This is a genomic window from Paenibacillus arenosi, assembly GCF_014841135.1.
In the GTDB taxonomy this organism is placed as follows: domain Bacteria; phylum Bacillota; class Bacilli; order Paenibacillales; family Paenibacillaceae; genus Paenibacillus_B; species Paenibacillus_B arenosi.
On record NZ_JACYTN010000001.1, the window covers coordinates 584,933 to 610,300 of the forward strand.

The window sequence follows — 25,368 nt, forward strand, 5'->3', positions numbered from 1 at the left end:
TCGGGTATGACAATAGCTTTTGAAATTCGACAACATTTGTATAATAATAGAGGGTAAGCAGCTAACTACCTAGTTGACCATGAACGAATAGAGACAACCTTCCCGATACGATAATGATATAGAAAGTAGAGGAGAACGATGCAGAATCAATGGATAGCCGATCGTTATGAAATAAATGGAGAAATTATGCAATCTGATGATGGGGTCTGGTACCGTGCGTTAGATACTTCTCTCAACCGTGAAGTGTTTATTTTGCTAATTCGCCCTGAGGCTAGATCTTATTCAGAGGCATTTCCGCAATTATTTAGCGAAGTGGGGCATGTAAGCAATGAGTCATTTCTTCAAATATTAAATGCAGGTACGAATGAAGAGCAGCGTTATGTCGTATTCCATGCTCGTAAAGGAATGCCGATGTACCAATACGCAGAACGCCATGCAGTTAAGCTGCAAACGACGCTGCGCTGGGTGCAAACAGCTGGTGAGCTGTTGCTTCAAGGTGAGCGTTCCGGGTTGCCTTCTTTCTCTGTAAGCTTCGATAATCTTTGGATTACCGAGAACGATGAGATACTTGTTATGAATTATTGGAAAGAGGCTGTAGGCAGTCGCACTGGTACAATTGGTCTCTCCCAGCTGTTGTATCAACTTTCTACTCTACATGCATTAGCACCACGTCAGTATGATATTTACGCGAGTCGCGTTCAATCCATATTGAAACATGATTTACCAGCTCAACGTGACGCTGTGTTGGCACTAACGAAGCGTGTATATGAAAGTGATGTTGCAGTAAGTGAGTATGTACACACGCTCGAAGAGATACGTGAGCGTCCACATTCGTTTGTGAAGACAGCAGCTCCCATTGCTCCAATCATGGAAGAGCATGAAGAGGTGAAGGAGGAGCGTCAGGCGTATACAGAACCGACTGCTGCACCTTTAGTAGCTTCTGAACCACCTGTGCCACTGAGTCGTACGAAGACTAATCATGAACCAAAAGCGGATCAACGCAGCAATCATTCGGCAACTGAGTCGGGTAATAAAGTGAAAGCAGAAGAGTCTGCGTTGTCACCTGAAGAACGCTCCGCATTTGAACATAAGGAATCTCGCAGTGACCGCTTTAAGGTTGGTATTATGATAGCAGGAATTGCACTGTTCTTTACTTTACTTGCAGGAGCAGTTATATGGGCGAACTCACTAACGAGTGACGAGACGGTGGCAACTACGCCGACTAACGAACAGCAGCAAGAAACTACTGAACCAGGTAGTGAAGAAACCGCGCAGCCAGACAATTCTACTAATATGAATGAAACGAATGAGACAACAGATACACAAAAGCAAGATACGAATACATCGGATGCAAATAATGGTGGCACGACTGTACCGTCGGAGGAGACGGAAACGGTTCCTACTCCTAATACCAATAATCAGGAGGAACAGCCTGTAGTGCCTGATGTGAATCAGAATGAGCAACCGACTACAGAAACAGATAATGGTGTTCAGCAGCCAGATCCTACAGTGCCTACAGATCCGAATAATCCGGATAGCACTATCGTACCTCCTACAGGTGAGAATGTTACTCCTTTGGATCCGAATCGTCCACAGCCAGAAATACCAGCTGAGGGTACCGCACCGAATCTAGTCGGATTGACACTGGAAGAGGCTGAAAAGCTTACTAAAGATGCAGGTCTCAAATATTCCTTCTTTAAAGAGAATCATGAAGGCGGTGAACCAAACACCATCTTCAAGCAGGAGCCAGAAGCGGGTGCTGCAGTGAAAAAAGGGGACCGCATTACGTTCTATGTTGTCCGCAAGGCTAATTAGTCTTTTATGCTAGATGGACTTAACCTTGATGCGTTTACCGCATGGCTGCAGTCACTAGGTACATGGGCGATTGCAGCCAGCTTATTATTAAATATTGTGATCAGTGTGGCTGGGGTAATCCCTAGCATTTGGCTAACAGGAGCCAATGTGATTGCTTTTGGCCCTGAGCTTGGATTTGCGGTCTCTTTGCTAGGGGAGACATTAGGTGCTGTTTCAGCACTCATGTTGTATCGTCGCGGATTATCCAGTATTCCTGCGATACAACAACAGCGCTGGGCGTGGTTGCAGCGGCTTCATCAATATGGGAGGGTGAAGAGGGCTTGTCTTGTACTCGTTGCTCGATTCATTCCATTGGTACCATCAGGTGTGGTCAATGCAATTGCGGCACTGTCAACGATGAGTATGTTAGACTTTACGTTAATGACGATTATAGGTAAAGCACCTTCGATATGGCTAGAAGGCGTATTAGGCAAGGCGATGTACTCCAATAGCACAATATTTCATATTGCGCTAATTATTGTTGTTATTGCCTTGATCGTTGGATTGGTACGACGTAAACCATCTTAGTTCGAATATATGAGATAGCACCGTTACGATCCAATGATTTGGGTACGAACGGTGCTATTTTAGTTTGGAAATGAAAAAGCCAACAATGACGATCGCTAGCCCTGCCCATGTTTTCCATGTCGGCACCTCATGCATAAACCAGTATCCTAGTGCAACGCAGACGATGATTTCAATACCTTTTGATGCAGTTAAAACGAACGTTAATTGGCCAATCGCTTTGTAGCCGAACTTGATCCCATAACCGATCGCCAAACTTGCTAGCCAGAACAAGGGGAGGACAGCAAGCTGAAATTTTACAGTGGGCCATAAGGCAGGATCAATATGTTTCGTTTGATAAGCAAATATCGCATTTACGATAAATAGCCCTGCCAATAAGCTGCTTAGGCTGTAAATATAAAGCACAGAGACAACACTTCCTTTAATGTTGCAGATTTATGGTCTGCATAGTTTCCCTAAGGAAACAAAGTGTTATACAAGCAACTTGACTATACCAGCCTACAGGTTAGGTAAGAAGGCGGGGAAATGTAATCGTACATGTTGTACCTATGCTCTCTTGACTCTGAACGTCAATAGTGCCTTGATGCATATCAACGAGTTTAGCTACGATAGCTAATCCTAAGCCGCTGCCACCGTATTGCCTAGAACGGGACTTCTCAACTCGATAGAAGCGCTCAAAGACGTTAGAGAGTTCGTCTGGTGGTATGCCTTGACCTGTATCGATGATTGATATACGAATTTGCTCCGTTCCTGTTGTAACACGGATCGATACATCCCCTGCCTTTGTATATCGAATGGCGTTATCCAATAGATTCAACATGATTTGTTCCAAGCGTACGGGATCTCCCCATATGTATGGATGAGACTCGGCAGCAGATATCTGCAATTGAAGCCCTTTTTGCTCCGCCTTATGCTGAACTTTTAACAAGGAACTTTGGCAAATGGTGTTCATGTCAACTTGCTCAGGCAATAAGCTGAGCTGACCTTCTTCCATTTTCGTAAGATCAAATAAATCTTGAATGATACGATTAAGCCGCTTGGCTTCATCTGCAATGATCCCGATGTATTGCTGCTTTTCTTCCTCTGTCTCGTACCACTCTTGCTGAATCACTTGTGCATAGCCTTCCAAATAAGTTACAGGTGTCTTCAACTCATGAGAGATGTTAGCGATGAATTCGTTGCGCGAATCTCGATATCGTTTGAGCTCTTCTGCCATGTGATTGATTGCATATGCCAAGCTGCCAACTTCATCGTCAGAGAGAACCTCTACACGCGTCTCTAGCTGTCCTTCAGCGATTGCACGAGTAGCATCAGCCATTTGACGCATCGGCCTAGATATACGTCTAGAAAGCCAATAGATGATGCCTGCTGCGGCAGACATAATTGCAATGACGGCAAGATATAAGATTTGTCGATGACTTTGAAGCATTTCTTCTGTATCTGTAAGTGAGTTCAATATAACGATACTACCTTGCAGGCTACCATTCGTGATCATAGGCACGCCAGTTAGTGTGTAGCTCACGTTATCGATGGTAATATTTTTTTCTAGTTGGTTTCCTGCTTGTAGTGTTCGTACATACTCTTCTGTCAAAAAGACAGGATCGATCTCATGATGATGTTTTGATGTAGCTGTAACCTTACCTTGGCTATCGAGCACGAACAACGTAACACGAGTGAAATCTGCCATCGTTTCGAGGGCATCCATTTTTAATAATGTATCGTTATGAATCATGCTAACGAAGTGGAGCGCAAGCTCATTCATTTCTTTATGTTTCTGTTGATAGGTATGTGATACGACTAAGCGATCCATCAGCCAAGCTGTAGGCAGGAAGAGCAATAAAAAAACAGACATTATCGATATTCCTATTTTCAAATCAATTCTATTTCTCATCAGTAGTACCTTTGGCATTGAAGCGATATCCAATACCCCATACTGTTTGAATGGGATTGTACCCTAACTGAGCCTGCTCCATTTTCATTCTTACATTTTTCACATGGGTATCTACAGAACGAGAATCTCCGTCATAGTCTAATCCCCACAAATGTTCGATCATTGTCTCCCGATCGTAGACTCGCTGTGGGTGAGTTGCTAGAAGATGCAAGACATCATATTCTTTTGGTGTAAGTTCTATGGGCAGTCCATTTGCCATCACTTCACGGCTCTCTTCGTAAATGATGAGTTGGGGAAAATGCAATGCTTTATGCTGAACTTCTTGAGCTGCTAATTGGAACTGTGAGCGCCGGAGCAGAGCTGTTATTCTGGCGATGAGTTCATCGGGCTCAAAAGGCTTGGCTAAATAATCGTCGGCGCCTATGGATAGTCCGTTGATCATATCTTTCTTGTCTGAACGAGCAGTGAGCATGATGATAGGGATGCTCATCGTCTGCCGTATACGTTGAACGACTTCCCACCCATCTGTACCAGGCATCATAATATCAACGATGACGAGATCGAATGGTTGCTCTTTAAGCCTGTTAAGCGCATGTTCACCATCAGGACTTTCCTCAACGAGATAGCCGTTTCTTTTCAAGTGAATCCGTACTAAATTGCGCATATTTGCTTCATCATCGACGATGAGGATTCGATATGTTTGTAAAGAGGGGATCATCATTATTAGTTATTTCCTCCTAAATATCAGCAAAAGCATTATTCTCATTCATTATATAATTGTGCAAGTTGAAAACCAATCGAAATGATATAAAGCATTTTTTATAATGGGTGTGCTATCTGAGTTATGATAAAATAGGGAAATATGTGCAGGGAAAGGAGGAGAGGGAAATAGCGGTGCTTGAATTTTTACTGTTAATGCTTGAATTTCTAACGTTGATGTTAACATGGGAATTCTGGGTTGTTCTAGGTATTTTAGGATTGATCCTGGGAAGCATTCTATTTCCGCCTATTGGTGGTATCGTTATCCTAGTGGTTTGTTTAGTGATTGCCTTTATTGTGTACCTGTTGGGAGAATTTTTAAATGGGCAAATTGCTAAGCTGGAGGCAAAGAGAAGTGAACGACGGAATCAAAAAAGAATGAGGAAACAAAAAAGAAAAGAACAACGTGCACACTGGCGTAAAGAGCTTTGGATAAAAATGAAACATAAAATTGGTTTGTGATTACTTATTCTAGAAAAGAATTGCGAAATCATACATATTTGGTTATACCTCTATAACATAAAAGAAACCCATCAAGGGAGCATGAATGCGTCCACTTGATGGGTTGTTTCATTGTGACTACCAGTCCCAGACCAACGTCCACAGGGAACCGAAGATCGTGATAAGACTAACAACCACTGCATAAATGATATTGATGTAAAGGGTGTTCTTATCTTCTTTTGATTCGTTAACGTGCATGAACATGAATAACTGCACGGTAGCTTGAATGACAGCCGTAGAAACTAGAATGACCATGCCCATTGTATAGGACATATCTGTATACACAACTAGCAATGCGACTAACGTCAAGACGAGGGAGAAGATGAATCCCATCACGTGACCGATAGGGAACAGTTGTTTCATCATGATCACATCAGTCCTTTCAGATAGACGAAGCTGAAGATGAAGATCCAGACAACGTCCAAGAAGTGCCAGTAAAGCGAGAAGATGAATGATTTATTTGCAGTTGTCTCATTCAAACCTTCACGTTTCAACTGGATCATGATCGCGATTCCCCATAGGAGACCAAACGTTACGTGAGCACCGTGCGTACCAAGCAATACGAACAAGCTAGAAGCAAAAGCACTCGTTTGAAGTGTCAAGCCCTCATGAACATAAGTGTAGAATTCATAAATCTCGATACCCAAGAACGCTGCACCAAGCAAAAGAGTAATACCCATGAACCACATCGTTGGCTTTATCAAACCTTGACGCATGGCGTGAATCGCTAGACCACAAGTGAAGCTACTTGTTAGTAGAATGAACGTTTCTGCCAAAACTGGTTCGAGTACGAAGACATCTGCAGCTGTAAGGCCAGATCCTGTACGCGTCCAGAGTGTGAAATACGTTAAGAACAAGGTAGCGAAAAGTACAATTTCCGCGCCTAAGAAAATCCAAAAGCCTATTATACGGAAGCGGTTTTCTTCGTTCCGGTATTCAAGAGGCAATGAGTTGTCTATTTTCATACCGAATCACCTCCATAGGATTGTTCCGTTTTCTTCACTTCATCAACTGGAATATAGAAGCCATGATCACGTTCAAACGTACGCATTGCAAGCAAGATAAGAACCCCAATACCTGCTACAATGGCAGACTTCCACATGCTGAATACCATGAAGAATCCCCAGAAGAAGAAGATTGCGCCAAGAATAAACGGTTGACCGTTGTTGCTCGGCATATGAATTTTTTCAATCTTATCTTTGAAGAGAGAGCGTTTCTCTTTCTTCGCAAAGTAGAATGCATCAAGACGATCAACTTCAGGAACGACAGCAAAGTTGTAAACTGGCACTGGAATATGTGTTGCCCATTCCAATGTACGTCCAGCTCCATCCCAAACATCGCCTTTTGTCTCGCGTGGTGCGTGACGGAAGCTCCAAATGATGTTGTAAACAATTAGAGCAAAACCAATCATAAGACCGACGGAACCAATTGTTGCAATCAAGTTCAGCGGGCCGAAGCCGGTTTCAGCTGAGTACGTGTATTGACGACGTGTCATACCATCCAGACCCAAGAAGAAGAGTGGAAGGAACGTCACGTTGAATGAAATAGCAATTGTCCAGAATGCAGCTTTACCTTGGCGTTCATTAAGCTTGAACCCAGCGATAAGCGGGAACCAGTAGTACATACCAGCGATAACCGCGAATACGGTACCTGGAATCAAGACGTAATGGAAGTGAGCTACCAAGAACATCGTATTGTGGTACTGATAGTCGGCACTTGCCATTGCAAGCATGACACCTGTTACGCCACCCAAAGTAAAGATAGGGATAAACGCTAGTGAATACAACATTGGCGTAGTAAACACAATCTTACCTTTGCGCAATGTGAACAACCAGTTAAATATTTTAACACCTGTCGGAACAGCGATAAGCATCGTCGTAATCGAGAAGAAGCTATTTACTGCTGCGCCTTGGCCCATCGTGTAGAAGTGGTGGACCCATACCAAGAATGACAAGAGAGAGATTATAGCCATACTAGCTACCATTGATTTGTAGCCATATAGGTTCTTTCTAGAGAACGTAGAAATAATCTCACTGTAAATACCGAAAGCAGGAAGTATAACGATATATACTTCAGGATGTCCCCATACCCAGAACAAGTTAGCCCATAGCATATCCATACCGCCATTGGTCATCGTGAAGAACTGACTGCCGAATAGGCGATCGAACATCATCAACGCAAGAGCTACTGTTAATACAGGGAATGCGAATACGATGATGATACATGTAATAAGTGTAGACCAAGTAAACATTGGCATACGCATAAGCGTCATACCAGGTGCACGCATCTTCAAAATCGTTACGATGAAGTTGACACCTGTCATCAACGTACCAAGACCAGCAATCTGAAGTGCGATTGCGTAATAGTTATTACCTACCCCTGGACTAAATTCTGTACTTGCTAGTGGGAAGTATGATGTCCAACCAGCATCAGGTGCTCCACCAACAACGAACGCGATATTATAAAGCATTGCGCCGAAGAAGAACAACCAGAAGCTGACTGCGTTCAGACGCGGGAATGCAACGTCGCGTGCACCAATTTGTAGTGGAATAACGACGTTCATAATACCGATAATGAATGGCATCGCCATGAATAGAATCATGATAATACCGTGGGCAGAGAATATTTCATTATAGTGCTGAGCGGTCAAGAACTTCATCTCTGGTGCTGTCAGCTGCATACGAAGCATTAGACCGTCAGCGCCACCGCGGAATAGCATGACAAGAGCGGAAATAATATACATAACGCCGATTTTTTTATGATCGACAGTAGTTAACCATTCTCTCCATAGATAGCCCCACTTCTTAAAGTAGGTCAAGCCAGCAACGATGGCGATGGAGACTAAGACGATACTTACAACAGCGCCGATAATTAATGGATCGCCGTGCTTGAGTCCGTCAACGATAAACTTATCCCAATTCATTCCTGTTAACTCCTTTCGTGAAGTGATGGCTCTTAATGGTTCGAATGATCCTCAACTTCGCTTTCTTGTTTATGCTGCTCACCATGCTCTCCATGGTTTTCATGATTGCTATCTTGCTCCTCGTCTTTTTGACCAGGTTTCTTGAAGTGACTGGAATGATCCTCTGGCGCTGGTCTAAATTCAAGATGCGTGTTAGAGAAGGATTCACGTCCAACGAATTCGGTTGTGAGCAATTGATCGTACTTTTCCTCTGTTAGAGGAGGAGCCGTCTTCTTCACATCATTAACCCATTCATCGAATTGTCCTTGGGTCATAGCTAGAACTTCAAATTCCATTTTAGCGAACCCTTTACCACTAAAGTTACTGTTCTTACCCATCATAGAACCAGGCGTATCAGCAACTAGATTAAGCTTCGTTACCATGTCTGACATGGCATACTTTTGTCCACCCAACTGAGGGATCCAGAAGCTTGTAATTGGACCATAAGAATAAAGTCTGAACTCAACATTTTGTCCCGTAGGAATGTTCAAATAGTTAACAGTCTCGATCCCTTGTTCCGGATAGCTGAAGTGCCATTTGTAATTAGATGAAGCTGCGTAAATAATTAGCGGCTTTTGATTCTCGTAACCCGCTGGAGGTTTTTCAACAGCAATCGTAGATTTGACAGTTACGACCGACAAAATGGAAACGATAATAATCGGAATAAGTGTCCAAGTAATTTCAAGCTTTAAGCTACCTTCATCATGTGGTGGCTCATAGTCTGGGCTGCTGTTACTGGCACGATATTTAACCAATATGATGGTGAACAGTGTAAAGACTACGACTAGAACTCCAGCCATCATGAGCACGGAGAAAATAATCGTCTCCGACAACAACGCCGCTGCTGGTCCTTTCGGATTCAGTACAAGTAGTTCACTCGTACAGCCGCTTAGAAGGAATGTTAACAGCGTCAAGATGACTAATAACGATCCTTTCTTTTTCATTACGGTACCCCTTTCTGTTTGATGCATTTTGTTGATGCATGTTTGTCAATTTTGATGTGTAGCCACATCTTCAATGAGAGAACGTTAACATTATCCATCCCGAATAATGTTGACGATTGCCATGTGATAGTTGAGATAGACATCAATAACGTGGCGATTGTTCATGGGTTGTACGACTCTCATCAATATCTTCATCACTGATAATACATTCTAAAAGGTAAGTTGACGATGTTTTTACAGGAAAGACACCTAATTGTCACAATTTTTATTCAAAAAAACTCCATATTTCCGACAAATTCCTTATTTTAGATGTAAAATCTGTTAATTAGTATAAATAATGCACTTTCAAGAAATCCTCATACAGATTTAAGAAGTGGATTTATATAAAAAGGAACAATTGTGTGATTTATTTTCCTACACGGAATCTACACAAATTAAGGATATCGTAAGCAGCATAGTCTTGTTAGGAGGTAATGTTATGAAAGTACATCGTTCAACGAAAGCTGTAGCAATGCTTTTGTTCACTATTTTGTTTCTAAGTGCTTGTACATCCCAAAAAGAAGCACAGCCAACAAGTGAAGCAGGGAAGAGCGTGACTGATGTCATAGCACCTTGGATTGCTACAAAAAATACAACGCGGATCAATGCTTCAAATCCAGTGGAGTCCGCCGTACTCGTGTCTAAAACATTGTGGCCTGCCACTGCAGACGATAATCGACCTGGCGCTGTCATCCTAGCTCCAATAGAACGGTGGGGGTCCGCGTTGGCTAGTTTGGATTTGGTTCATCATCCGAATAATGGACCACTGTTATATATGGATAACAATGGTGTTCCTCAAGCTACCATTAATGAAATAAAGCGATTGAACCCAATTGGTATTGGACAAGCTAAGGAGCAAATCATTGTTATTGGAGAGAATTCAAAAAAAGTAAAAGATCAATTGAGTACAGCAGGGTTTGAAGCTTCATTTGTGTCAGGAAATGATGATGCTGAAATTGCGGAACAAATTGATTCACTATATACGAAAGCTTCAGGATCACAGCCCAATAGTGTTATTGTAGGCTCACTAGATAGTCCAGCGTACACCATTCCAGCGGGTAACTGGATAGCGCATATGCCTGAGCCGCTGTTGTATGTAACAAAGAAAGAAATACCAACAGCAACAGTAAAAGCATTGGAGAAGCGTAATGGCAAGGCAAATATATACATTATCGGACCTGAGTCTGTTGTATCTGCTGACTTAGAGAAGAAGTTGAAGCAGTATGGAACCGTAAAGCGAATCGCTGGTAATAACCCTATAGAAAATTCAATTGCCTTTGCTAAATATAAAGATGAAACAACGGGCTTTGGCTGGGGAATTACGACGCCAGGACACAACTTATCTTTTGTTCCTGCTGGCAATGACTTGTTGGCGATATCAGCAGCACCATTTTCTCATCTCGGGAAACATGCGCCGCTTATATGGACAGAGAAAGATAAGATGCCTAACTCGGTGATGGATTATGTAATGACGTTACAGCCTAAATATAAAGAGACACCTACGGAAGGACCATTTAATCATGCTTGGATGGTAGGGAATGAGCAGGATCTTAGCGCTCAAGCGCAAGGAGAAATAGACAGTATGTTGGAGATTGTATCTGCAAGTGGTAAAGGACATGCTGACCATGGCAGCGCAGGATCAGAGAATACGACTTCAAATAATGATGAAAATGAGACTCCATCTGAAAATGACCATGGAGGTGCTCATCACTAATAATAGGATTAGAGAGATTGGACAGGCTTTAAGCTCACCTGACGTTGTTTAGGTGGGCTTTTTATTATGCCATATGTAACACTCCAAATTGAGGTGAAGAAACTAGCTTTATTATGGTGTTCCATAAATTGACTTGGGTTAGTAACCAGATTATGATATATTTTATAAGTTCTATTTCTGGATATAGATGGGAGAAGGTTGTGTGAATGAGGTAATAGGATGGTAAATGAATCGAAATCTTGGTCAACGGTTCCAGGATATGCAAAGCGGTTCGTGTGGGTTGTTACACTTGTTGTCGGACTTTTGTCTTCACTCATCGTACTTGGATACGGTGATTATTTTTATTTAGGCAATCCTGAACATCCAGATAACGATGACGTGAAGTATTTGCATACTGCTAGAGTACTAATTAATGAAGGTGTGCTTTCCTACAACACGAGTGATCAACCTAGTACCTACATTATGCCCGGCATGCCTTTTGTCATTGCTGCTTTTATGCTTGTTTTTGGTCAAGGGGATGAAGCTGTCATTGCGCTGCGACTTTTTCAATGCCTATTGCAAGCCTTATGTATTCCGTTCATATTTTGGCTGGCTTATCGTGTATTTACCGTGCGCACAGCGTTAATTGCTATTGGAATTAGTGCTATTTATTTGCCGGATTACTTCTCATCAGGTGTTATTTTATCGGAGAGTGTCTTCCGTACCATCTTCCTTCTACTAATTATCGTCATGATGGTTGCGCTAGAGAAACGTCGTACAAGCTGGTATTTGCTCGTTGGCTTACTTGTAGCGACTGCTGCCTATTTTAAACCACATTCAACGCTGTTGCCCGTTCTCTTTTTGTTGTTCTGGTGGAAACAGCGTTATACGTGGAAGGAAATGATGAAGTATACGGCAGCAATAGGGCTAGTGTTCGTCATTTTATTGTCACCGTGGTGGATTCGCAACGTTGTTACGTTCGATAAATTCGTAGTATTTACGGAATCATCAGGGAATCCTTTTTTATTAGGAACATTTATTAATTTCCAAGAGCCTGATGCTGGCTTTTACGAAGAGTACCCTGAACATAAAGATGTGCTTATGCTTGGATCTGATAATCAGTTGAAAGAAAGAGGATATGATATGCTTGCGTATCATTTGAAACATAATCCACTTCTTTTGCTCTACTGGTTCACTATTGGAAAAGTAGGGTCCCTGTATGTCTTGGCCTATTATTGGAAGCCACTTCTGGGTATAGAAATGATAGCGGCACATATATTCCAAGTTATTTTGCTCATCATCGGAGTTTGTGGTGTAGTTATGACGTTAAGGAAGCTAAGACAATGGCCTAATGCGGGGATTTTGCTCGCCTCTCTGGGCTATTTCAGCTTTATCTATATTCCGTTCGTAGCATTTTCACGTTATGGATATCCGAATATGTTCCTGCTCATTATTTTTGCTGCGTTCTTCATCGACAGAACTTGGGCAGCTCGATATGAGAAAAAGATGAATAAAAAGACACGATATCATTCTGTAAGTGGAGGTTCGTAGTATGAAAGTTCTCGTCATCATTCCTGCTTATAATGAAGAAGCAACGATATTTCATGTCATCGATGAGCTTCGAAACTATATGCCCGAAGTAGATGTAGTTGTTATTAACGATGGTTCTACTGATCGTACAGCAGAAATTGCTGAGCGAGCAGGGGCTAAAGTATTTACTGTTCCTTACAATGTAGGAATCGGGGGCGGCATGCAAATTGGCTATATGTATGCACATCGAATGAATTATGATTACGCCGTGCAGATGGATGCGGATGGTCAGCACTGTGCCTCAGATCTTCCCAAACTAATCGAGCATGCTAAGCAACATGATCTTGTTATTGGATCTCGATATGTGGAAACAACTTCGTATCAATCATCAAAAATGCGAAGAATCGGCATGATCTTCTTCTCAAACATCATCACTTGGATTACTAAGCAGCGCATCACGGATACAACTAGTGGCTATCGGGTAGCAAACCGACGTGTCATTGCTTTGTATTCCTCTTACTATCCGACGGATTATCCTGAAGTGGAATCCATCGTTTATTTAAAACGAAAAGGCTGTCGAATTTCAGAGGTGTCAACAGAAATGCGTGCTCGTTTGGGCGGTAATTCCTCGATAACTCCAATACGCTCGGTCTACTACATGACAAAAGTAACGTTGGCTGTACTGATGACTGCGTTACGATACGAGAGGTGATAGACCGATGAGTATTTATGTACTATCGATTATAGTTTCCGTACTGTTTCTGTTCGGAATATTGGAATTGGTGCGACGTCAGAAGTTAAAAGAACAATACTCATTACTGTGGATTGGGTTTAGTGTGTTTCTTATTATTGTATCCATCGATGTTCGTCTTATTGAGAACATATCGCTCTGGCTGGATGTAAAGTATGCGCCTGCTTTATTGTTTCTGTTTGGCTTGCTGTTCTGCTTTGCGCTTATTATTCATCTCACGGTTGTCATTACAAAGATGTCGAAGCAGTTACTTCGATTGACGCAAGAGATTACCATATTGCGAGAACGAGGTGTGACGGAGCGCGATCATGATTAATTATTTCATTTTATTTGCCAATATTATATTACTCGTTACAGGTCAAATTCTGTTCAAGCTGGGAATTGAAAAGGCTGGCGGGTTAGTTTGGAACAAAATTATAACTTCTTGGTACGTTATTGGCGGCTTGTCTCTGTACGGTATTGCTACAATTTTATGGTTCGTTGTGTTAAGTAGATTGCCGCTAAGTGTCGCATACCCGCTGCAAAGCATTTCTTATATACTCGGAATTGCAGCAGCGTTCTTTATTTTTAGTGAACCTGTATCACCAACAAAATGGGTTGGGGCAGTAGTTATTCTCATTGGCGTTTATTTGATAGCGAAGTAGGAGTGAACGTATGGCGTCTTTTTTTAGTATGGATTTTAAAACGAAACGAACATTATCGATTATGGCCTTATTTGTATTTCTTTTATCGTCTTTCTTTGTGCTGGCGCACCACAATTATTTCTTGCTAGGTGATTTGCACAACCCTAACAATGATGACGTAAAATACTTACATAGTGCAAGAGTATTATTAAATGAAGGAACACTCGCATATAACTCCGGAAATGAGCCATCTGCGTTTATTATGCCAGGAATTTCGATTATACTGGCGGGTTTTATGGCTGTATTCGGAGAAGGAGATGGGGCAATTATTGCCTTTCGTCTTTTTCAATGTATGCTGCAAGCGATTTCGATATTTCTTATCTTCTTTATTGCACGGTATACGTTTAATACACGTACCGCATATATTGTCTGTGGTATTAGCATGTTTTACATGCCGGATTATTTCTCTTCAGGTGTTGTTTTGTCCGAGACGATGTTCCGTACGGCATTGCTGCTGCTAGTGTGCATCATTATCGTGGCTGTAGAGTCAGGTAAAACATCTTGGTACATATGGATCGGAATTATCGTTGCATTTCTGGCTTATTTTAAGCCGCATGCTACGCTTTATCCAGCTATATTACTTATTCTATGGTGGAAGCACAAAGTGTCTTGGCGGGATATGGTACGATATACATTCATAATAGCAGGTACCTATATGGTATTATTGGCGCCATGGTGGATACGAAATATGATTACATTTGACCGTTTCATCTTGTTTACCAATTCAGCAGGCAGCCCATTTTTGCTAGGCACTAGAATTAACTATCAATTGCCGCCAGCGGGCTTCTTCGATGCTTATCCGCAATATGATCCGAAGACGATATTTGCAGGTTCAGACGGTTCAGCAGTAAGCAAAGGGTTGGACATTTTAAAATATGGATTTGTTTATGATACTTGGAATTATGTCCATTGGTATACGATTGGCAAGCTGCACAATTTGTACAATATCCCGTACTATTGGCGCCCAATATGGCCAATTAGCCGTTCATTTATGAATGTAACACAAGTGATATTGATGAGTATTAGTGTTATAGGTATGATGTGGGCATTTATTCGTGTACCTTTCACAAGAATGCTACCTGTACTGCTGACGTTCGCTTACTTTACTGCTATTTACATGCCGTTTGTGGCGTTCTCACGTTATGGATATCCTAATGTTATCTTCTTATTAATGTTTGCCGCTTTCTTTGTTGATCGACTCCTTGCAGTTGTGCGCAATAAGTAATGACAATACGAAGCAACATATATAATTAAAAGGGGAAGAACCTTCTCATTCACAAATGATTTTGTGATGGAAGGTTCTTTTTTTTGAAGGTATTCACGTTTTCGCGTTTTAAAGCAGGGGATCTTATAGGTGAGATATGATAGGTACCGTTAGCACATGGGGAGAGAAGCTAACAGCTAGAGGTGAATAAGTGTTAAATAAGATGACAAGCTGCATAGTGGCCGTTTCCGTGATGGCGGAGCAGTGGTGTTTCTTCCCGACATCTGGATTGTGCCAATGGACAGCGAGTATGGAACTTACAGCCTGAGGGCGGATTTACTGGGCTAGGTGGATCGCCCTGTAATACGATGCGTTCACGTTTCGCCCGTGGATCTGGAATAGGTACGGCAGATAGTAGTGCTTGGGTATAAGGGTGAAGAGGCCTAGTGAAGCATTCATCCCGTGGACCTAGCTCCACTAACGAGCCTAAATACATCACCCCGATACGGTTGCACAGATGTTGAACGACACTTAAATCATGAGAGATGAATAAATAAGTTAAGCTGCGCTGTTCTTGCAGCTTGCGGAATAAATTAATGATTTGAGCTTGTATGGAAACATCAAGCGCGGAGAGTGGTTCATCCGCAACGACAAAATCAGGATTTAAAATAATCGCCCGGGCGATTCCGATACGTTGCCGCTGACCACCGGAAAATTCATGTGGATAGCGGTCCATATGGTAGCTGGACATGCCGCATAATGCCAGCACCTCTGCTACCCGTTCATGAACCTCCTCCTGTGAACATAATCCATGCTGGATTAATGCTTCACCAATCGCGTCACCAATGCGAATCCGAGGATTCAAGGAGCTGTACGGATCTTGAAAAATAAATTGCAGCTTCGGTCTTAGCCGGCGCATTTCTGACTTAGATAGCTCATGTAGGTCTCGTCCTTGATATTGAACGGTACCATCGGTCTTATCACTTAGACGAAGCAGCGTTCTGCCCAGTGTACTTTTGCCGCTGCCTGATTCGCCAACTAATCCGAAAGTATCGCCTTTATTTATAACAAAGCTCACATCGTCCACGGCTTTGACATGGCCGCTTGTACGCTGAAGCAGCCCTGTTTTCACAGGGAAATACTTTTTGAGCCGATCAACGACGATTAGCTGCTGCTGTGTGCTTGGTATCATCATGAACCGCCTCCTTTTCAATCAACCAGCACGCTAATTTATGTCCTTCACCAATCGTTTGCAAATGTGGCCTGCTTGATCGGCACTTGCTAGTTGCATAATCGCATCGTTCATAAAAGGAGCAGTAATCTCCGATTTCCAGCGGATGAGGCACTTGACCAGGAATCGAATACAATGTCTCTTCGTGTCTGTGTAGAACGGGCTTAGAACGAAGCAAGCCTTGTGTATAAGGATGCTTCGGATTATCAAATAGTTCAATGACGGGTGCTTGCTCCACGATCTTACCGGCATACATGACGATGACATAGTCAGCCATCTCCGCGACCACGCCTAGATCATGAGTAATAAATATGATGGACGTACCATGCTCTTTTTTAATACGCCGCAGCAAATCAAGAATTTGGGCTTGAATCGTTACGTCTAGGGCAGTAGTAGGCTCATCTGCGATAAGCAGCTGAGGACGGCAGGCAATCGCCATCGCGATCATCATACGCTGGAGCATACCTCCACTTAATTCATGTGGATAGGCATCGAGCATCGATTCTGGACGTGCAATACCGACTGAACGAATCAGCTCAATGGCTTTTTTTATTGCTTCCTTTTTCTTCAAGCGTAAATGCTCCTGCAACGGTTCTATCAATTGTCTACCAATGGTCAAAACCGGGTTAAACGAACTCATCGGCTCTTGGAAGATCATGCTCAATTGATTGCCACGAAGCAGACGTAGTTGTTGCTTGGTCAATTTGTTCAAAGATTGATCGGCCAATCTGATATCACCTGTAACTTGACAACCCTCTGATTCTGCCAATAACCCCATTAGAGCAAGTGCCGTTACGCTTTTGCCGCAGCCTGATTCTCCGACGATACATACCGTCTCGCCAGCTTTCACTTGAAAGCTAATATCGTCGACTGCTTTCACCGTTCCGCCAGCTGTAGGGAAGTGAACTTGCAACTGATTAACTTGTAGCAGTGCTTCATTTGCTAGTGCATGCTGTAAAGGGAGATTCATATCGACTACCGCCTTTCCTGCTTCGGATCGAGTGCATCTCTTAATCCGTCACCAAATAAATTGATGGCAATGACGGTGGCGAAGATCGCTAATCCTGGCGGAATCCAGAGCCATGGACGTTTCTCAAAATCAATAAGTGTATTAGCTGCATCAATCATATTTCCCCAAGTAGGTGTGGGAGGCATAACCCCTAGCCCGAAATAGCTGAGTGTTGACTCGCTAAGAATGGCGCCACCTGTACTTAATGTAGCTACAACAATAAGAAGCGGGAAAATATTTGGCAGCAAATGCGTGAAAAGTTTGCGTCGATCGTTTAGACCAAGTGCATCTGCAGCTTGCATAAAGTCTCGCTCCCGCAGGCTTAGCAATTCTCCACGAACGAGGCGTGCTAAGCCTGGCCATCCGACAACACTTAGCATCAGCATAACAATATATAGCCGATAATCGGTAGGCACTTTCCATTCCGATAAGATGGCTCCAATAATAAATAGCAATGGCAAGTTTGGTATCGTCATCAGCAGATCGGCAATCCGCATAATGATTTGATCAACGATCCCCCGATAATAACTTGCGATGGCACCAAGTACAGTCCCAATGACTACGGAAAGAATCATCGAAACAAGTCCAACGGTGAGTGATATTCTTCCTGCTTGCAGCAATCTAGTTAATACGTCGCGGCCAAGATGATCGGTACCTAACCAATGTGCAGCACTTGGTGCCTGATTCATAACAGCCAAGTTTACTTTCCCTGATGCATAGGGAGAAAATAGGGGCGCAATAAAGCATGCGGCAAACATCACGATAATAAAGATGAATCCGAGCATAGCCGTTCGATTGCGGCGCAGTTTTTTTATCGACTGCCGCCATAACGATGATCGTTCGATAATGGCAGTAGGTTGTGTAGGGGATATCGTTTGCTCAGGAGCAAGCTGTTCAATGGCTGTAGACATCTCTCATACTCCTTTCTATAGTCGTACTCGTGGATCAGCCAGTCTGTACAACAGGTCAGAAATAAAGGTGCCAATAACGGTAAGTATTGCAATCAACATCGTAAAGCCCATTAGCAGCGGATAATCACGCATCGTAAATGACTGCATGTACAATTGCCCGATGCCAGGCCAGTTGAATATTTTCTCAATGACAATGGAACCACCGAACAGTGTTGGCAGTTCAAATCCGATTAAAGTGATAGCTGGCAGCATAGCATTGCGCAGGGCATGGCGATACAGTACGATTCGTTCTTTTAAGCCTTTTGCACGAGCTGTGCGCACATAGTCTTGTTTCATCGCCTCAAGCATATGAGAGCGGAAATAGCGGGTCAGTGACCCTGTTCCGAGCAAAGTAATAATTAAGACGGGCAGTATCATATGCTCCGCTACTTCTATGATATAATCCCAACCTTCTGCATTGCTTCCGGTCGTAATCATTCCTCCTGGAGGCAGAATGCCTGCATCAACGGCAAACAGCTTAATGAAAAAAAGTCCTATGAAGAACGAAGGAATCGACATGGCCGCAAATATAAAGATCGTGACGCTCTTGTCAAAAATAGAGTGGGACTTATAGGCACACAGCACGCCCGCTACAACCGCGATAAACCATGTAAGAAAGGTGGATACGGCTGCGAGTAGAAATGAATTCCAAATGTAATGGTTAAACAGCGTCATAATTGGCTTCTGATGCTGCAAGGAATACCCAAAGTCTCCTTCCAGTACGTTGCCAAGCCATGCTGTATATCGTTCAGCGAGCGGCTTGTTGAACCCATAAATTTCACGAAGCTCCGCCTTGCGTTGTTCGGTCATATTCATATTGTTGTCAACGTAGTCACCAGGTGTTAGTGCATATAGAAAAAAGATAAGCATGGACGCACCTAACAGCGTCAGCAGCATATAGATGATTCGGCGTATGACGTAAGTGCTCATGAAGATGCCTCCTGTTAGTAAGGTAGGGACGGCACCGCTTAGGTATCCGTCCCATTCCTTTCTTATTCAATGCTTGTCAGCGGTAGGCTCGTTGCGATTCCGCGGTATGGATTCGGATCTAACCCTTTAATGCGATAGTTGTAAGCGTATAGTAGCTTGGAATAGCTGTAGAAAATGTAAGGCGGGTCTTCATTCAGCTCTTGATACAGCTTCTTGTAAACTTCTTTTCGCTTTTCAATATCAAGTGTGCTGATACCTTCTTTAATCAACTGATCGACTTTTGGGTTAGAGTAGCCCTTAGCTTCTTCTGTCGTAAATCCAGATACGCCGCTATGTGGATCTAGAAGCATTGGTGTTGAGAAGGAAGCCAAGTCATAGTCGCCACCATCTACTTTTGCGAGCAATGCGTTAAAGTCGGCAAATTGTTCCGGTTCAAATTGAATGCCTATGGCTGAGTAGTTTTCTTTAGCAATGGCAATTAATGCATCAGATCCTTTGGATTTGGAAGAAAGATAGCGAATGACAAGCTTCTGACCATCTTTTTCGCGTATGCCGTCACTGCCTTCTTTCCAGCCTGCTTCATCGAGTAGCGTTTTTGCTTTTTCAGCATCGTAATGGTAAGGATTAATTCCTTCTTCCGTGTACGACCAAGAAGTAGGGGAAGTAGGAATGTTCGCAACTTGTGCAGAGCCTTGGGATACGCCTTCAACAATTGTTTTACGATCTAGTCCGTAGATGAGTGCTTGGCGAAGCTTTTTATCTTTGAAATACGGCTTCTTGTGGTTGATAGAGATGTAGCCATAGGCGCTTGATGTGTTTAACTTGAGGTTGAGGAAACCTAGTTTTTGCAGCTTATCTAAATTGTCTTGCGTAGCGGAAAACGCTGAATAATCTTGTTCTCCTGTTTCAATAAATTGGAATGCATCGCCTTCGGTTGTTTTGTAAATAAAGCGTTCGATCTTAGGCTTACCTTTGAAGAAGTGCTCATTGGCCGTGAAGCGAAGTTCTTGACCTGGTAAATGTTTATCCAGCTTGTATGGTCCGGCGCCTACTGGCTTCGCGTGAAGCTCTCGAATGTATTCGAGACTGCCGAACTTATAGTCTTTTCCGTAATAGGCTTTGGAAAGAACTTGGCCGCCTAATGTAAGCAGCGCAGTTGCATTGACTTCAACGGTTTCAATTTGAATCGTGTGCGGATCAATAACTTTGATGCCAGCAACGGACGTTGCTTTTCCTTCTTTGTACGCTAAGCCGCCTTTAACATGGCTTGCAAAAATGTCTGTTCCGCCATCATAGTTTTTGTCATGCAGGATAGTGAGTGTAAAGGCAACGTCTTCGGCAGTAAGTGGAGATCCGTCACTGAACTTCAAATCTTTATTTAAGTGGAATTTATACGTAAGTTGGTCTTTGGAAATCTCCCATTTTTCCGCAAGGTAAGGTATGATCTTACCTTTCTCGTCCACCGTCACGAGTGGAGCGAACAGCACGGAAGCAACGTTTCCGTCATATCCGCTTTGATGGAAATGCGGTGTAAAGGCACCGCTTGGTTCTGTCAGACCAGCGATAAAGGTGTCATTGCGCTGTTTTGCGGAATCCGGCAGCTTAGATGGGTCGGAGGCTTGTATAATGCCAGTCCCCAGATCAGTCACTTTTGTACTCACTGCTGCTGTTGTATTTGTTTGAGCAGTTGAGTTAGAAGTTCCGGCATTTGAATTGGCTGCCGAAGAAGGCGCTGAAGATGCGCTTGGCTTCGATTCATTAGATGTGCAAGCTGTAAACAGCATGGATGAAGCCAGCAGCACGATGAATAGGGATAGTACTTGTTTTTTCATAGGACATCCTCCTTTTGATGAACAACTCGTTCGTTGATGTTAGCAATATTATTTTATTCCGATTGGAAAAGTCAACAATAAGCAAACATGTTGTTGTTTTGCATAAAAGTAGCAACGTCAACTATTATGAAAGCGGATTCATAAATGAATGTGAACGATTTCCATCGGGTTGCTGAAGACGTCTTAGTTTCATTTCGGAAAGAACAATTGCAGCTATTATTCGGGGATATGCAAAAGAGGCTATCTCCAAAGCCAATGGACATGACTTTGGGACAGCCTCTTTCAAAGGAAGATGCTTGAGTGTAGCTAACAGTTATGTGCTACTAATCACAATTGCTCTACAGCTTACAGGAACACGAAGTAAATAACAGCTGCCAACACAATGCGATAAATCGCGAATGGCACGAGTTTAACGCGGTTGATAAGCTTCAAGAAGAAGCGAATCGAGATCAGAGCAAATATAAATGCGCTAATAAAGCCGACGATGAAAAATGGTAGAGCGTCAATCGTGAAGTACTTCCAGTTTTTCAATAAGGACAATCCACTCGCACCAAGCATAATCGGAATGGCCATAATAAAGGTGAAGTCTGAAGCAGCACGGTGGCTCATTCCTAGCAATACACCACCAGAAATTGTCGATCCAGAACGAGAGAAGCCAGGCCATAGGCCAAGACATTGGAACAATCCAGTTCCAAGTGCCTGCTTGTACGTGATCTGGTCAACTGTTTCAGCAGAAGGTCGCTTCGGACGAGCATAGTCTGCAATAATCATCAATACAGCACCAATTACAAGTCCAATGAGCACCGTCTCAATCGAGAATAAATACTCATCAATGTAATCCTCGAACAATACACCTAGCACACCAGCTGGAATTAAACCAACAAGTATTTGTGCAAGCGTTAGCTTAGGTCCACTTTCTGTACCCGGTATATTTTTCTTTAAGCCGAACAAATTCAAGATACGATCTTTAAATACGACAACGACGGCTAGAATCGAGCCGAGCTGAATGACGACTTTGAAGGTATTCGCCACAGGCGGAGAGAATAACTCTTTAGAATGAAGTAAAAAGTCATCTACTAGTATCATGTGACCTGTAGATGAGACTGGGGCGAATTCCGTCAAGCCCTCTACAATGCCCAGTATAAATGCCACAAATAATTCCCACAAATTCAACAATGTCACGCTCCTACATCACGAGATAAAAGTTCACATAGGCACTATTATACTGTTTTTTTTACAGAAACGGTAGTGATAGAAAGGATAGCTAACAATTGTATGAGATTGGTCATGCAAGAGGGGGATAATACGGACAATAGAGATTTTTTTCGGAATCTGAACAGAATTCGTGGACATTTGTCATTATAGCGCCTACAATGTTGCTAAAGAATGATCATGTCGCAGTATGTTCTCTACAAAGGGGATGTCCTATGGAACAGATTATTGAAGTAAAACAACTTACGAAAGCGTTTACTTACTACAAGAAAGATACTGGCATCATCCACTCGTTTAAAAATCTTATTCACCGTAATACACTCACTAAAATGGCTGTTGATAATGTAAGCTTCTCTATCCGTCAAGGAGAAATGGTAGGGTTTCTTGGTCCTAATGGGGCAGGGAAATCAACTACTTTGAAGATGCTTTCGGGTATTCTTCATCCAACTAGTGGCTCCGCAACGGTTATGGGTTATACTCCTTGGAAACGACATAAAGACTTCAAACAGCAATTCTCCATCGTCATGGGACAAAAAAGTCAACTTTGGCCAGACCTTCCTGCAGCAGATTCCATCTACTTAAACAAATGCATTTACCAAGTTGAGCAAGAGAGTTATCAACGAACACTAGACGAATTAACTGAAATGTTAGGTGTCAGAGATCTATTGCATATTCAAGTTAGAAGATTATCGTTAGGTGAACGGATGAAAATGGAGCTGATCGCCTCCTTAATTCATCGTCCGAAGCTGCTCTTTTTGGACGAGCCGACAATTGGTCTTGATCTACTTGCTCAAAAAGCAATCCGGCAATTTTTACGGCATTATAATGAACAAACGAATGCGACTATCATATTAACAAGCCACTATATGAAAGATATCGAAGATCTTTGTCCTAGAGTCATTCTGATTCAAGGTGGTCGTATCACATATGATGGAGAACTTCAGCAAGTTAATGCTGAATATGGTGATAAACGCATTATGAAACTACAATTTCATGAACATGTCGAGGGAACGAGACTGCTGCCATTTGGAAATGTGCTGCATCATGATGGTACAACCGCAGTCATTGAATTGGATTCTGCCAATATTGCAGATGCTTCGCGTCAGTTGTTGGAGCTGCTACCTGTCTCGGATGTGCTAATCGCTGAGATCGGCGCTGAAGAAGGCATTGAGGCTTTATTTCAGAGGCAGTCATGAACAATACCAACAAGTATGCTGTCACATTTCGCTTCGGTCTCCAACATGCGTTGGAATATCGCTCTAACTTTTTTCTATCTCTCATTAGTGCATTCGTTCCAGCGGCCGTACAATATTATATCTGGTCTACTGTCTATCGAAGTTATAGCGATTCCACTTTGTTTGGCTATTCTTATGAGCAGATGATCGCCTATACCATTCTAGCGGCAGTAGTATCCAAACTTGTCATGACAAATATGGAGCACGCGGTATCCAATGATATTAAGACAGGTGGTTTGAATCGCTATTTAATTCAGCCGATCAGCTATTTTGGCTTTCGCCTATGTCATTACTTCGGTCAGAAGTTGCTCTATATAATTGGCTTTATCGTCATTATTACGCTCATCCTCTTCGTTTCACCAGCATCCCGTCATCTAGAGCACGAGCCTGAACGAATCGTTTTTTTCATCTTATCGATTGTCATGGCAATGGTCATTAGCTTCCTTCTTTCTTTCGCTGTTTCTGCCATTGCATTTTGGCTAGCAGACATATCCTATTTCTTCGTTGTAACGTCTTTAGTTATTAATGTTGTCAGTGGGGGGATGTTTCCTCTTGAGTTATTTGGTGAAGGTTTCCGATCTGTTATATCCGTACTCCCGTTCTATTACATGATTTACTGGCCAGTAAATGTGTGGACAGGCATTATACCATCTTCAGAGTTATGGCTAGGTTTGCTGATACAGCTAGGCTGGAGTGTGGTGTTGGGTGGTATGGCTTATACAAGCTGGAAGCTGGGATTCAAGCGATATTTGGGTTTAGGAGGTTGAGCGATGATACATGGGTCAGAAGTGAAAAGGCATTTGCACATCCTCCGTCTTTTTGTCAAATACTCGCTAATGAGTCAAATGGAATATCGCTTCAACTTCATTACGGGCATCGTAGCTGAGGTCGCATTTCTTATTGCGAAGCTGTTATACGTATTACTCGTTTTCAAAACGAATCTTCATATTGATGGTTTGTCACCAGATGTGATATTGATGTTTTTGGGCGTGCATTTTGTATTTACAGGCATTTATATGGGGTTCTTTTTTCAAAACTTCTTAATACTAGGCCAAACGATACGCGGCGGCGCACTTGATATGATGATGACAAAACCTATATCGCTTCAGTTTCTAGTATCTTTACGACATATCGATTTAGGAATGGCATTTCCTAATGTAATAACAGGAATCGTGTTAATTACGAAAGGCTGGAATGCATCTTCCGTAATGTGGACGTGGGAAACAGTGGTTGGGTTTATTGCCTTTTTACTCGTCGGTGTTATATTGACCTATTGTCTTATGATCATTCCTTCGCTCTTGTCTTTTTGGTTACTAGACACAAGTGCAGCAGCCGAAATTTCGTATGCGTTATGGGATGCTAACAATATGCCAGCTAGTCTCTACCATCGCGCTATTCAGCATATTGGAACATTCATACTGCCGTTTTTCTTGATCACAAACTATGGTCCATTGTTTGTATTGGGGAAGCTTACGGCGATCCAGTTGATTTGGGCCTTGGTAGCACCAGTGTTGTTTTTCTTCCTCATTCGAACCGTTTGGAAATACGCACTTCGTCAATATAACAGTTCCAGCTTATAACTTATCTAGTTGAACGACTAACGAATATGCAACAGCAGCATTTCGATGGAGGT

At 42.6% G+C, this 25,368-nt stretch carries 25 protein-coding genes; 12 read left to right on the forward strand and 13 right to left on the reverse strand.

Translation table 11 applies throughout. The features are described from left to right. Positions 1-138 precede the first annotated feature (138 nt). Both IFO66_RS02530 and IFO66_RS02535 read left to right on the forward strand, forming a co-directional pair. Complete coding sequence (locus tag IFO66_RS02530) at positions 139-1,815, forward strand: Stk1 family PASTA domain-containing Ser/Thr kinase (protein ID WP_192023590.1); 1,677 nt, start codon at positions 139-141, stop codon at positions 1,813-1,815. Positions 1,816-1,821: 6 nt separating this feature from the next. Continuing rightward, a complete protein-coding gene (locus tag IFO66_RS02535; RefSeq protein WP_192023591.1) occupies positions 1,822-2,382 on the forward strand; it encodes a TVP38/TMEM64 family protein in 561 nt (186 codons plus the stop codon). A gap of 54 nt (positions 2,383-2,436) precedes the next feature. On the opposite strand, the gene IFO66_RS02540 is transcribed toward IFO66_RS02535, so the two are convergent. From IFO66_RS02540 to IFO66_RS02550, 3 genes are all read right to left on the reverse strand, one after another. Beyond that, positions 2,437-2,784 (reverse strand): hypothetical protein, encoded by a 348-nt coding sequence (locus IFO66_RS02540; protein ID WP_192023592.1) that lies wholly within the window; start codon positions 2,782-2,784, stop codon positions 2,437-2,439. A 100-nt stretch (positions 2,785-2,884) separates the two neighbouring features. Next, positions 2,885-4,231, reverse strand: a complete 1,347-nt coding sequence (locus IFO66_RS02545; RefSeq protein ID WP_192023593.1) for a sensor histidine kinase — start codon at positions 4,229-4,231, stop codon at positions 2,885-2,887. 28 nt (positions 4,232-4,259) lie between these two features. After that, positions 4,260-4,991, reverse strand: a complete 732-nt coding sequence (locus IFO66_RS02550) for a response regulator transcription factor (protein ID WP_225445431.1) — start codon at positions 4,989-4,991, stop codon at positions 4,260-4,262. A 173-nt stretch (positions 4,992-5,164) separates the two neighbouring features. Between IFO66_RS02550 and IFO66_RS02555 the strand changes: the two genes are divergently transcribed. Further along, positions 5,165-5,491, forward strand: a complete 327-nt coding sequence (locus IFO66_RS02555) for a hypothetical protein (RefSeq protein WP_192023594.1) — start codon at positions 5,165-5,167, stop codon at positions 5,489-5,491. Between the two features lie 117 nt (positions 5,492-5,608). Here the strand turns inward: IFO66_RS02555 and qoxD are convergent, their stop codons facing one another. Genes qoxD through qoxA form a run of 4 tightly spaced genes read right to left on the reverse strand, consistent with a single transcriptional unit; the run spans position 5,609 to position 9,436 of the window. Beyond that, positions 5,609-5,893 (reverse strand): cytochrome aa3 quinol oxidase subunit IV, encoded by a 285-nt coding sequence (gene qoxD, locus IFO66_RS02560; RefSeq protein ID WP_192023728.1) that lies wholly within the window; start codon positions 5,891-5,893, stop codon positions 5,609-5,611. A 5-nt stretch (positions 5,894-5,898) separates the two neighbouring features. Further along, positions 5,899-6,495, reverse strand: a complete 597-nt coding sequence (gene qoxC, locus IFO66_RS02565; RefSeq protein ID WP_192023595.1) for a cytochrome aa3 quinol oxidase subunit III — start codon at positions 6,493-6,495, stop codon at positions 5,899-5,901. Then, the gene (gene qoxB, locus IFO66_RS02570) at positions 6,492-8,453 is read right to left on the reverse strand and encodes a cytochrome aa3 quinol oxidase subunit I (protein WP_192023596.1); all 1,962 of its coding nucleotides are present in this window, start codon (positions 8,451-8,453) and stop codon (positions 6,492-6,494) included. Before qoxB ends, qoxC begins: the two co-directional genes overlap by 4 nt. A gap of 32 nt (positions 8,454-8,485) precedes the next feature. After that, positions 8,486-9,436 carry a cytochrome aa3 quinol oxidase subunit II gene (gene qoxA, locus IFO66_RS02575; RefSeq protein ID WP_192023597.1) on the reverse strand — a complete coding sequence of 317 codons (951 nt, stop codon included), beginning with the start codon at positions 9,434-9,436 and terminating at the stop codon, positions 8,486-8,488. Between the two features lie 478 nt (positions 9,437-9,914). Here qoxA and IFO66_RS02580 point away from each other — a divergent pair, with 478 nt between their 5' ends. The 6 genes from IFO66_RS02580 to IFO66_RS02605 all read left to right on the forward strand — a co-directional run bounded on the left by IFO66_RS02580 (position 9,915) and on the right by IFO66_RS02605 (position 15,357). Then, complete coding sequence (locus IFO66_RS02580) at positions 9,915-11,189, forward strand: cell wall-binding repeat-containing protein (RefSeq protein WP_192023598.1); 1,275 nt, start codon at positions 9,915-9,917, stop codon at positions 11,187-11,189. Positions 11,190-11,408: 219 nt separating this feature from the next. After that, positions 11,409-12,719, forward strand: a complete 1,311-nt coding sequence (locus IFO66_RS02585; protein WP_192023599.1) for an ArnT family glycosyltransferase — start codon at positions 11,409-11,411, stop codon at positions 12,717-12,719. A gap of 1 nt (position 12,720) precedes the next feature. Beyond that, positions 12,721-13,410 carry a glycosyltransferase family 2 protein gene (locus IFO66_RS02590; protein WP_192023600.1) on the forward strand — a complete coding sequence of 230 codons (690 nt, stop codon included), beginning with the start codon at positions 12,721-12,723 and terminating at the stop codon, positions 13,408-13,410. A gap of 7 nt (positions 13,411-13,417) precedes the next feature. Continuing rightward, on the forward strand, positions 13,418-13,765 hold the full coding sequence (locus IFO66_RS02595; RefSeq protein ID WP_192023601.1) for a DUF2304 domain-containing protein: 348 nt from the start codon (positions 13,418-13,420) through the stop codon (positions 13,763-13,765). Beyond that, a complete protein-coding gene (locus tag IFO66_RS02600) occupies positions 13,758-14,093 on the forward strand; it encodes an EamA family transporter (RefSeq protein ID WP_192023602.1) in 336 nt (111 codons plus the stop codon). The genes IFO66_RS02595 and IFO66_RS02600 overlap by 8 nt, the downstream gene beginning before the upstream one ends. Before the next feature lie 10 nt (positions 14,094-14,103). Continuing rightward, entirely contained in the window at positions 14,104-15,357 is a 1,254-nt protein-coding gene (locus IFO66_RS02605; RefSeq protein ID WP_192023603.1) for a glycosyltransferase family 39 protein, read from the forward strand. A 193-nt stretch (positions 15,358-15,550) separates the two neighbouring features. Here the strand turns inward: IFO66_RS02605 and IFO66_RS02610 are convergent, their stop codons facing one another. From IFO66_RS02610 to IFO66_RS02635, 6 genes are all read right to left on the reverse strand, one after another. After that, positions 15,551-16,531 carry an ABC transporter ATP-binding protein gene (locus IFO66_RS02610; protein WP_273014975.1) on the reverse strand — a complete coding sequence of 327 codons (981 nt, stop codon included), beginning with the start codon at positions 16,529-16,531 and terminating at the stop codon, positions 15,551-15,553. Next, positions 16,491-17,537: an ABC transporter ATP-binding protein gene (locus IFO66_RS02615; RefSeq protein ID WP_192023604.1), complete on the reverse strand. Its 1,047-nt coding sequence runs from the start codon at positions 17,535-17,537 to the stop codon at positions 16,491-16,493. The genes IFO66_RS02610 and IFO66_RS02615 overlap by 41 nt, the downstream gene beginning before the upstream one ends. A 5-nt stretch (positions 17,538-17,542) precedes the next feature. Beyond that, entirely contained in the window at positions 17,543-18,487 is a 945-nt protein-coding gene (gene opp4C / locus IFO66_RS02620) for an oligopeptide ABC transporter permease (RefSeq protein ID WP_192023605.1), read from the reverse strand. Positions 18,488-18,502: 15 nt separating this feature from the next. Further along, entirely contained in the window at positions 18,503-19,456 is a 954-nt protein-coding gene (locus tag IFO66_RS02625; RefSeq protein ID WP_192023606.1) for an ABC transporter permease, read from the reverse strand. Positions 19,457-19,518: 62 nt separating this feature from the next. Continuing rightward, positions 19,519-21,288: an ABC transporter substrate-binding protein gene (locus tag IFO66_RS02630; protein WP_192023607.1), complete on the reverse strand. Its 1,770-nt coding sequence runs from the start codon at positions 21,286-21,288 to the stop codon at positions 19,519-19,521. A 345-nt stretch (positions 21,289-21,633) separates the two neighbouring features. After that, positions 21,634-22,461 carry an undecaprenyl-diphosphate phosphatase gene (locus IFO66_RS02635; protein ID WP_475596249.1) on the reverse strand — a complete coding sequence of 276 codons (828 nt, stop codon included), beginning with the start codon at positions 22,459-22,461 and terminating at the stop codon, positions 21,634-21,636. A 254-nt stretch (positions 22,462-22,715) separates the two neighbouring features. On the opposite strand from IFO66_RS02635, the gene IFO66_RS02640 reads away from it, so the two are divergent. From IFO66_RS02640 to IFO66_RS02650, 3 genes are read left to right on the forward strand one after another with little or no spacing between them, the layout of a single operon-like run. After that, positions 22,716-23,696 (forward strand): ABC transporter ATP-binding protein, encoded by a 981-nt coding sequence (locus tag IFO66_RS02640; RefSeq protein WP_192023608.1) that lies wholly within the window; start codon positions 22,716-22,718, stop codon positions 23,694-23,696. Beyond that, positions 23,693-24,502, forward strand: a complete 810-nt coding sequence (locus IFO66_RS02645) for an ABC transporter permease (protein ID WP_192023609.1) — start codon at positions 23,693-23,695, stop codon at positions 24,500-24,502. The genes IFO66_RS02640 and IFO66_RS02645 overlap by 4 nt, the downstream gene beginning before the upstream one ends. Positions 24,503-24,505: 3 nt before the next feature. Then, positions 24,506-25,315: an ABC transporter permease gene (locus IFO66_RS02650; protein WP_192023610.1), complete on the forward strand. Its 810-nt coding sequence runs from the start codon at positions 24,506-24,508 to the stop codon at positions 25,313-25,315. The last annotated feature ends 53 nt before the right edge of the window (positions 25,316-25,368 follow it).

Excerpts from the sequence above, each read along its gene's own strand:
- IFO66_RS02530 (WP_192023590.1), top strand. The coding sequence starts at position 139 with ATGCAGAATCAATGGATAGCCGATCGTTATGAAATAAATGGAGAAATT.
- IFO66_RS02535 (WP_192023591.1), top strand. The coding sequence starts at position 1,822 with ATGCTAGATGGACTTAACCTTGATGCGTTTACCGCATGGCTGCAGTCA.
- IFO66_RS02545 (WP_192023593.1), bottom strand. The coding sequence starts at position 4,231 with ATGTCTGTTTTTTTATTGCTCTTCCTGCCTACAGCTTGGCTGATGGAT.
- IFO66_RS02550 (WP_225445431.1), bottom strand. The coding sequence starts at position 4,991 with ATGATGATCCCCTCTTTACAAACATATCGAATCCTCATCGTCGATGAT.
- qoxD (WP_192023728.1), bottom strand. The coding sequence starts at position 5,893 with ATGAAACAACTGTTCCCTATCGGTCACGTGATGGGATTCATCTTCTCC.
- qoxC (WP_192023595.1), bottom strand. The coding sequence starts at position 6,495 with ATGAAAATAGACAACTCATTGCCTCTTGAATACCGGAACGAAGAAAAC.
- qoxB (WP_192023596.1), bottom strand. The coding sequence starts at position 8,453 with ATGAATTGGGATAAGTTTATCGTTGACGGACTCAAGCACGGCGATCCA.
- qoxA (WP_192023597.1), bottom strand. The coding sequence starts at position 9,436 with ATGAAAAAGAAAGGATCGTTATTAGTCATCTTGACGCTGTTAACATTC.
- IFO66_RS02580 (WP_192023598.1), top strand. The coding sequence starts at position 9,915 with ATGAAAGTACATCGTTCAACGAAAGCTGTAGCAATGCTTTTGTTCACT.
- IFO66_RS02585 (WP_192023599.1), top strand. The coding sequence starts at position 11,409 with ATGGTAAATGAATCGAAATCTTGGTCAACGGTTCCAGGATATGCAAAG.
- IFO66_RS02590 (WP_192023600.1), top strand. The coding sequence starts at position 12,721 with ATGAAAGTTCTCGTCATCATTCCTGCTTATAATGAAGAAGCAACGATA.
- IFO66_RS02595 (WP_192023601.1), top strand. The coding sequence starts at position 13,418 with ATGAGTATTTATGTACTATCGATTATAGTTTCCGTACTGTTTCTGTTC.
- IFO66_RS02600 (WP_192023602.1), top strand. The coding sequence starts at position 13,758 with ATGATTAATTATTTCATTTTATTTGCCAATATTATATTACTCGTTACA.
- IFO66_RS02605 (WP_192023603.1), top strand. The coding sequence starts at position 14,104 with ATGGCGTCTTTTTTTAGTATGGATTTTAAAACGAAACGAACATTATCG.
- IFO66_RS02610 (WP_273014975.1), bottom strand. The coding sequence starts at position 16,531 with ATGATGATACCAAGCACACAGCAGCAGCTAATCGTCGTTGATCGGCTC.
- IFO66_RS02615 (WP_192023604.1), bottom strand. The coding sequence starts at position 17,537 with ATGAATCTCCCTTTACAGCATGCACTAGCAAATGAAGCACTGCTACAA.
- opp4C (WP_192023605.1), bottom strand. The coding sequence starts at position 18,487 with ATGTCTACAGCCATTGAACAGCTTGCTCCTGAGCAAACGATATCCCCT.
- IFO66_RS02625 (WP_192023606.1), bottom strand. The coding sequence starts at position 19,456 with ATGAGCACTTACGTCATACGCCGAATCATCTATATGCTGCTGACGCTG.
- IFO66_RS02630 (WP_192023607.1), bottom strand. The coding sequence starts at position 21,288 with ATGAAAAAACAAGTACTATCCCTATTCATCGTGCTGCTGGCTTCATCC.
- IFO66_RS02640 (WP_192023608.1), top strand. The coding sequence starts at position 22,716 with ATGGAACAGATTATTGAAGTAAAACAACTTACGAAAGCGTTTACTTAC.
- IFO66_RS02645 (WP_192023609.1), top strand. The coding sequence starts at position 23,693 with ATGAACAATACCAACAAGTATGCTGTCACATTTCGCTTCGGTCTCCAA.
- IFO66_RS02650 (WP_192023610.1), top strand. The coding sequence starts at position 24,506 with ATGATACATGGGTCAGAAGTGAAAAGGCATTTGCACATCCTCCGTCTT.